Here is a 1,694-nt window from a genome sequence, read left to right on the forward strand (position 1 = left end):
GTCGGCGATGGCGCGCTCGATGCGGCGGCACTCGTCCTCGGGGCCCGCGCACATTTTCTCATCGAGGGCGTTGATCGCGTCGATGGACATGATCCCGGTCGCCACGGCCCCGGCCAGCAGGTCGTAGGCGCACTGGCAGACATCGGCCGCCGGCTGCCAGGAGGCGCAGAGCGCCAGCAGCGCGGCGTCGGGGCTTGGCGCGGGCGCGGCGGCAGCGGCAGGAGTGGTGACGGCCCCGCCGACCGGCAGCGCCAGGGCGCCGGCCAGCGGCACGAGGCCGCGTCGGGTGATCGCGTTCACGCGCCGGCCCTCCCGGTCAGGTCGAGCAGCAGCGACCAGGGCAGCCAGCTATCGACGTTGGCCGGGCCGTCCGCCGCGTCGCCGCCATCGGCCATGGCGTGGAAGGCGGCCTCGGCCTTGGCGCGCACACCCTCCGGCGTGCGGGCCGGCAGGGCGGCGATCCGCTCCTCCAGCGCGGCCATGCGGTCGAACATGGCCTGCTCGCGCCGGGCGTAGGCGGCGTGCTCGGGCGTGCGGCTGTCGAGGTCGCCCGAGAGGCTGGAGGAGCGGCAGAAGGCGCGGTTCAGCGCCACGTACTCGGCGCAGGCCGCGATCAGGTCGCCGTCGAGTTCGGTGGCCTTGCCGGCTCCGGCTTCGGTGGCGGCGACCAGCAGCAGCGAGGCGGCGGTGGTGGCGAGCACGCCCCGGCGTGAGGCGCGCCGCGGCGCCGGCAGCGGCGGGGCCGCGATTGCGGTAGGCTCGGTGGAAGCCACGGGCATAGGGGGCAAGTCCCTTGCTGGTGGTCAGGCGCGGGTGGGTGCTCGCAACACCCGCCTGCGCCGCCTGATGCCGGGGAGCCGCCCCGGCGCGGACGGCTCAGCCGGCGGCAGGCACCGGCTGGGCAATGGGTTGGGCGCCACCGGCAGGCTGCTGGCTCAGCAAGCAGGCGGTGGATTCACCGAGGCTGGCCGGCACCGCCGGCACGCGCAGTGCGGGCGCCTGCCTCGGGCGGCGGGCCAGCACCGGCCGGGACTGCGGCCCGTGCAGCGCCACCTCGGCCCGGCGCAGGGCGGCACGGGCGGCGTTCAGCGCGCGGAAGGCGGCCGCCCGGGCGGTGCGGCGGGCCTCGGCACCACCGGGCACGCGGTTCGCCAAACGCAGGGCCTCGACTGCCTCGGCCATCGCCTCGCGCTGCGCGTCCACCGCTGCCTCGGCCGCGACCACCGCCAGGGCGGCGCGCACGGCGGCGTCGTGCTCGACCATGGGCGCCAAGTGGGCGATGCGTTCCAGGTGGCCGGCGATGGCGCCCAGCACCGCCTCCAGGCTGCCGGTGGCCAGCGGCATGTCGCCATGCGTCGGGTCGTAGTAGGCCGCCGTGTGCCCGGCCGGCGTCGCGCGGACGGTCCAGCAGCGGCAGCGGTGCATCACCAGCACCACCACGCTGCGGTCGCGCGGCAACGGGTCGGCGATGACTGAGGCCTCAGGGATGGCGGAGAAGCGCAGGCCCAGCGCCGCGGACACCAGCCCGGCAGCGTGGACCTCGCGGCGGATCGTGGGGGTGGTGTCGAGGGGCATGGGATTGTTGCCTTGCTTCTCATAGCGTCGTATGAGTGTTTTAGTAGCAAGAGCACGAGAAGGGTTCAAGTGCTTTCAAATCATATGACGCTAAAAGAAGCATGACGGGTCGGCAGCTT

3 protein-coding genes are annotated in these 1,694 nt (G+C 74.5%); all 3 read right to left on the reverse strand.

Going from position 1 to position 1,694, the window contains the following annotated elements; genetic code table 11:
* A partial coding sequence (locus M0638_RS28035; RefSeq protein ID WP_248670248.1) for a hypothetical protein occupies positions 1-300 on the reverse strand: 300 nt, incomplete at its 3' end.
* Complete coding sequence (locus M0638_RS28040; RefSeq protein ID WP_248670249.1) at positions 297-701, reverse strand: hypothetical protein; 405 nt, start codon at positions 699-701, stop codon at positions 297-299. The genes M0638_RS28040 and M0638_RS28035, both read right to left, overlap by 4 nt.
* A 175-nt stretch (positions 702-876) precedes the next feature.
* Positions 877-1,575 carry a hypothetical protein gene (locus tag M0638_RS28045; RefSeq protein ID WP_248670250.1) on the reverse strand — a complete coding sequence of 233 codons (699 nt, stop codon included), beginning with the start codon at positions 1,573-1,575 and terminating at the stop codon, positions 877-879.
* Between the last annotated feature and the right edge of the window lie 119 nt (positions 1,576-1,694).

The sequence above is a fragment of the Roseomonas acroporae genome (genome assembly GCF_023223525.1).
Taxonomy (GTDB): domain Bacteria; phylum Pseudomonadota; class Alphaproteobacteria; order Acetobacterales; family Acetobacteraceae; genus Roseomonas_E; species Roseomonas_E acroporae.

Coding starts and splice junctions, on each gene's coding strand:
- M0638_RS28045 (WP_248670250.1), bottom strand. CDS start 1,575: ATGCCCCTCGACACCACCCCCACGATCCGCCGCGAGGTCCACGCTGCC.